General features: G+C 33.3%; 6 protein-coding genes. All 6 read right to left on the bottom strand.

Going from position 1 to position 5,573, the window contains the following annotated elements; genetic code table 11:
- Positions 1-236: 236 nt before the first annotated feature.
- The 6 genes from ACWIUX_RS05875 to ACWIUX_RS05900 all read right to left on the bottom strand — a co-directional run bounded on the left by ACWIUX_RS05875 (position 237) and on the right by ACWIUX_RS05900 (position 5,414).
- Entirely contained in the window at positions 237-980 is a 744-nt protein-coding gene (locus tag ACWIUX_RS05875; protein WP_448589798.1) for an SIMPL domain-containing protein, read from the bottom strand.
- The gene (locus tag ACWIUX_RS05880; RefSeq protein WP_448589799.1) at positions 973-1,452 is read right to left on the bottom strand and encodes a BCAM0308 family protein; all 480 of its coding nucleotides are present in this window, start codon (positions 1,450-1,452) and stop codon (positions 973-975) included. The genes ACWIUX_RS05875 and ACWIUX_RS05880 overlap by 8 nt, the downstream gene beginning before the upstream one ends.
- Before the next feature lie 31 nt (positions 1,453-1,483).
- The gene (locus ACWIUX_RS05885) at positions 1,484-2,953 is read right to left on the bottom strand and encodes a sodium:solute symporter family protein (protein ID WP_448589800.1); all 1,470 of its coding nucleotides are present in this window, start codon (positions 2,951-2,953) and stop codon (positions 1,484-1,486) included.
- A gap of 11 nt (positions 2,954-2,964) precedes the next feature.
- A complete protein-coding gene (locus tag ACWIUX_RS05890) occupies positions 2,965-3,159 on the bottom strand; it encodes a DUF3311 domain-containing protein (protein ID WP_448589801.1) in 195 nt (64 codons plus the stop codon).
- 23 nt (positions 3,160-3,182) lie between these two features.
- Complete coding sequence (locus tag ACWIUX_RS05895) at positions 3,183-4,349, bottom strand: M20 metallopeptidase family protein (RefSeq protein WP_448589802.1); 1,167 nt, start codon at positions 4,347-4,349, stop codon at positions 3,183-3,185.
- An 84-nt stretch (positions 4,350-4,433) separates the two neighbouring features.
- Entirely contained in the window at positions 4,434-5,414 is a 981-nt protein-coding gene (locus tag ACWIUX_RS05900) for an asparaginase (protein ID WP_448589803.1), read from the bottom strand.
- Positions 5,415-5,573: the final 159 nt, after the last annotated feature.

The following is a 5,573-nucleotide window of genomic DNA, read 5'->3' on the forward strand; positions in this document are numbered from 1 at the left end:
CTTCCTTAAAAGAAAACAAGAAGGGCTGCCTTATAAAAAGGCTATTCTTGCTACTGCTCATAAACTTGTTAGAACTATTTTCGCTATGCTTTCTCATAAAACTCTTTTCCATGTTAAGAATTCTTTATAGTTGACTCCTAATATTATTTACACAATATTTTTTCTCCCTTCTATAATTAATTTAGTTTGTAAAGTTTAATATACCGTTAATTTACAGTTAAATTGCGGTTAATAAATTATTCAAATGTGAAAACAACCTGTACGTTTGCTCTTATTTCTATTTCACCTCCCTCGACTGGCAAGGGTTGGTTTACTCCTGTTAAAGATTTATTGTATAGATTCTCTTTTAATATAGGGCTAGGTGCAGAAATCGGAGATACTGTTACGCTCTTTATTCCCGATATTCTATACATAGTTCCACTTAAAACAGCATTAGCCTGTTTTCTTGCATCGCTCATTGCATTTTCTATCGCCCGAAGTTTAAGCTGTTCAATATCTGATCGTTCAAATCTAATATTATTAATTTGGTTTACACCGTTATTAGTAAGCAAAGATATTATTTTGCCAGAATCTTCAACTGATGTTGTAATTATAAAGGATTCAGTTGCGCTATAACCATCTAAAATTTCTTTATTTAAATTTTTATCGTATACATATATTGGCTGAAGAGAAACGTTTGAAGTCTTTATATTGTCTTTGTTAATACCCTGTTCGTAAATTTTTTGCAAAAGTTTGTTAACTTTCTTTGATAGATTGTCCATTGCTGTTGATGGATCACTGTTTTTTAAAGTGATATCAAAATCTATCAAAGCAATGTCTGGCCTTTCTTTTATTAAGCCTGAGCCTACCACTGATATGGTTTTATCGTTGTTAATTTTTAGATCGTAAGTGTTCTCTGCCCCAAATGAAGGTATGCTTGCAAATACTAGAAAACAAAATATAGAAATAGAAATAAGAAATATATTATAAATTTTATTCATCTCTAAACCACCTTACCCTCACATACTTTTCTCCTTCAGGGTAGCTAATCTTTAGCTCACCCTTGAAAGCGCTATTTACTGCCTCACCAATTCTTCTTGCAAGATGCTCATAAGTGGTTTTTATCTCAAGAGTATCTCCTCTTTCTTCAATAGACATAATTCTTTCTAAAGGTCTCTTCTCGATTTTATAAGCTTCAACATTTCTTACTATGTTAAGAATTTCCTCTTTGTGATCTTTCAAAAATTTACCAGTTAGTAATACCATTCCACCTTCAAATTTATCTTCTATTCTTTTGCAAGCAGGACAAATCATCTTTGGGAAATTTTGTGGTATAGGTTTGATCCACATAAATATACCATCATTAAAAACTACACCACATCTTTCACAAACAGAGGGCTCTGGATATTTTTCTTTAATAAAGTATGGATCATGAAGATAGTCTTTAAAAAGCTTATCCTTTCTATTACCCATCAAACTATACCTCCCACGTTTCTTATTTAAATTATACCTTTAGCCTTTCTTCCTTGGTAATTATACTTTCATTATTAGAAGTGATAAGACTTACAATAACAAATATTATTAAATTTATGAGTAAAGCCACAAAGCCTGCATTTAGATGAAGTCCAAATATTGAAACAGGATCAAGCTTATTAAATGTTAAATAAATAACCAATATCTCTCCAACAATTAAACCACAAAATGAAGCAAGTTTTGTTGCCCTTTTCCAGAAGAGTCCCAATACTATCATCGGGAAAAATTGAGTAACTCCAGAATATCCAATGAGAAGAAGGTTTACTAATAAATTTGGAGCAAATATTGCCAAGCAAAGTGCGGTAACTGTTATTACAAAAACAATAATTCTAGCTACAAATTTCTGATGCACGTGATCTGCTTCAGGGTTAAAGCCCCTGCAATAGATATTTCTAGTGAAAATCATCGAAGTATTTAGTATTAGATCAGAAGCCGGAATCATACATGCAAGTGCACCAGCACCACCAACCAGACCTAAAGCCCAGCCTGGAAATACTTTTTGAACCATTAACATAAATGACATGTCAGGATTACTTAAACCAGGCAAAATTAAAAGTGCAGTAAAGCCAATAAGCATTGGGAATAGAAGGCATATTTGATAAAGGGGAAGAAAAACTGCATTATGTCTCAAAACCTCAGGACTTTTTGCGCTAAAACTATTTGCAGAAAAGTGTGGCCACATATAGAATCCCAAACTTGTAAGCACAAGTGTAGACATTACCCAACTCACATCAAGAACTTTTGTTCCCCCAGGAAGGGAAAGAAATCCTGGTTTTGCTGCATCAAGTGCTTCAAACATATTTCCTACATTTCCATAAAAGTGAAACGGCAAATATAGACCAAAAAATACTACAGCGATTATCATAACGATATCCTTTATAATAGCTGTACTAGCTACTCCTTTTAGCCCGCTAAGATAAACGAAGATAGCCACTAGTGTAAAAGCAATTAGCATTGCAGGAACTTTTGTAATTATTCCATACGAACAGGTCTGAATAATGATTCCTAAACCGGTTAGCTGAAGCTGAAGATATGGCAAGAGAAAGAGCACTCCAATAACAGCTGTTAAGATTCCTAATGATTTGCTATTATAAATATGTTGAACTAAATCGGGCTGAGTCATTAAATCAAATTTCTTACCAATTGGAGAGATCTTTGGTAGGACGTAATACCCTACCACATATGCAAGTGCACCGTAACCCAATATGTAGAAAGTAGGGCCACCTCTGGCATAAGCCCATCCACTAGCACCAAGAAAAGCAAATGCAGTATAGATCTCACCAGCCAAAATAAACCAGCTAAGCCATCTGCCAAATCCTCTACTGCCGATAGCCCAACCTTCCAGACTAAGCTTCTCTTTTATCCCCGGAAGCATTCCTACGATGGTAGTAACAAAAATAAAAACAAAAATAATCCCTAAGGCTAAGAATTCATTCGACATAATTTATCTCCTTATCCTTTAGAATTTCTTGCATCAATTTTGTAGATAATACTAAGACATACAAAGGCCACAAAAATACCCGCTACTAGCCAAAAGGCTAAAAATGGAAGACCTAACACAATAGGTTTTACTGTGTTCACAAAAGGGATCATTAAAATCGTCCAGACAAACGGGACAAGAGTTAAAATAATTTTTAAAGCTTTCATGTTTTTTACCCCCTAAACTTTTACTATTTAAAAAGGTTAATCGCAGAAGCGATAAACACCTTCAAGCCAACCAACAAGGCATCTTCATCTATATCAAACTTAGGATGATGGTGAGGATAAACTATACCTTTGTCAACGTTTCCAGCACCTATAAAGAAGAAGGCGCCCTTTATTTTTTGTAAATAATATGAGAAATCTTCAGCTCCCATCACAGGCTTTATATGCAATACGTTTTCTTCGCCTATAACCTCACTTGCACTACTTTCAATCACTTTTACAATGCTCTTGTGATTTATTAATGATGGATAACCAAAAATAGGCTCCATAGTAAATTTTGCTCTATTTGATGTGCATATACCTTCACAGATTTCTTTTATACGCCTGAATATTGTCTCTCTCACTTCTTGTGAAAAGGTTCTTACTGTGCCTTTGATGACAGATTTATCGGGAATTATGTTAAATGCAGAACCAGCGTTGAAAAGTCCAATTGACAAAACTGAATTTTCTAGAGGATCTATGCTTGTAGAAGTGATCATTTTAAGAGCTAAAATAATCTGAGCTCCTGTTATTATTGGATCCACAGTTTGATGAGGCATTGAACCATGGCCTCCACGTCCACTAATATTTATAGTAAACTCATCTGCGCAGGCCATAAGTCTATCATAACTAATTCCTATCTTGCCACATTCAATTGGCTGCCACAAATGAGCTCCAATGATAGCGTCTACACCATCCAAAACACCTTCGTTAATTAGAGTTTTGGCTCCACCAATAGGAACCTTTTCTTCATTTGGCTGAAATATTAGTCTAATACTGCCTTCTAATAGATCAATGTTTTCTGAAAAAAATTTAGCAACGCCCAAAAGAATAGCAGTATGACCATCATGCCCGCATGCATGGCACGCATTGGGTTTTCTTGATTTATAAGGTTTATCAATAGCATCGTCTATAGGTAGAGCATCTATATCAGCTCTTATTGCAATTCTTTTAGAACCCTTACCATCAATATCACAAACTACTCCCGTATTGCCAATTTCTTTAGGTTTTAATCCGAAACTTTTTAATTCAGAAATTATTTTTGCCTGAGTATTAAATTCTTCCAGCCCTAACTCAGGGTTCATATGAAAGTATCTTCTCATCTCTACTACATAATCAAAAATACTACTTAAAGAGTCTAGTCTGTTGTACATAAATACCCCCTTTTTTACTTCATATTTGATATTATAAAGCATACTACTATAAAATTTAATAAAATATTTTTATCATAAAATAAATTAAGAAATAATACTATTAAAAATTTTTTGAATCTTTGAACAGCTATTTGTTTTTGTTAATGCAAGCCCCAACAATAAACGAGATTTTGCAGTAGAAATACCCTCAGAAAAAATACAACCAAAATCCTTTAATCTGCTTGAACCTCCTTTATATGAATAAACCGGTAAAACTCTTCCACTGTGGCATCTTGAAGTTATAACTACAGGAATTTGTCGCTCTATTGCCATAATTATTCCATCCTCTAATTCAGGTGGCACGTTACCTCTTCCGAAAGCTTCAATTACAATGCCTTTAGCACCATTATTGATGCAAAACTCAACAATACTTGAGTCCATTCCAGTATAGGCCAAAATTGGAATAACTGTAGGAAAATTATCTGGAATATCAAATTTAAACTTTGATTTTTGGCTATTATAGAACAACAACCTATCTATATCAGCATAACCAATTATCCCCATGTCTCCTGAACTAAAAGTTTCAACATTACTTGTATGTTTCTTATTAACATATAGCGCACTAAATATCTTTTCATTTAATGAAACCATAACTCCTCTATTTTTTGCACGTTCATCGACAGCTATTCTTGCAGCATTTCTTATATTTCTTGGACCATCTGAATCAAATTCAGACGCATCCCTTTGAGCGGCTGTAAAAATTATTGGCCTTGAATCAAGAATAGTTAATTCCAGAAAGAAAGCGCTATCCTCAATGGTATCTGTTCCATGAGTGATAATTATCCCACTTATATCTTTATTTATAAAAATATCTTTAACTTTATTGGCAAGCTTTAATAAATTTTCCGGTTTCATATTACAGCTTGCAAAATTACTAAAATTTACAACTTCAAAATCTGCAATTTCTCTAATTCCTGGGACGCTATCAAGGAGCTCTTCGCCAGAAACAGCTGGAATTGATTTACCACTTTTATCCTTTTTCATTGCAATTGTACCACCAGTTGCCACAATTACTACCTTTTTCATTTTTCCTCCTCCTAACTAAATCTTTTTATATAATACAACCTTTAGAAATAAACTTTTATTAAATACTTTTATTTGTAATATTCTTTTCGATTAATTTATAATTAAAATTATAATTAAAATATGATATATATAATTTTTTTAGGAGTATATATAAAAACT

This window comes from Thermodesulfobium sp., from assembly GCF_053498235.1.

Coding starts and splice junctions, on each gene's coding strand:
- ACWIUX_RS05885 (WP_448589800.1), bottom strand. CDS start 2,953: ATGTCGAATGAATTCTTAGCCTTAGGGATTATTTTTGTTTTTATTTTT.
- ACWIUX_RS05880 (WP_448589799.1), bottom strand. CDS start 1,452: ATGGGTAATAGAAAGGATAAGCTTTTTAAAGACTATCTTCATGATCCA.
- ACWIUX_RS05900 (WP_448589803.1), bottom strand. CDS start 5,414: ATGAAAAAGGTAGTAATTGTGGCAACTGGTGGTACAATTGCAATGAAA.
- ACWIUX_RS05875 (WP_448589798.1), bottom strand. CDS start 980: ATGAATAAAATTTATAATATATTTCTTATTTCTATTTCTATATTTTGT.
- ACWIUX_RS05895 (WP_448589802.1), bottom strand. CDS start 4,349: ATGTACAACAGACTAGACTCTTTAAGTAGTATTTTTGATTATGTAGTA.
- ACWIUX_RS05890 (WP_448589801.1), bottom strand. CDS start 3,159: ATGAAAGCTTTAAAAATTATTTTAACTCTTGTCCCGTTTGTCTGGACG.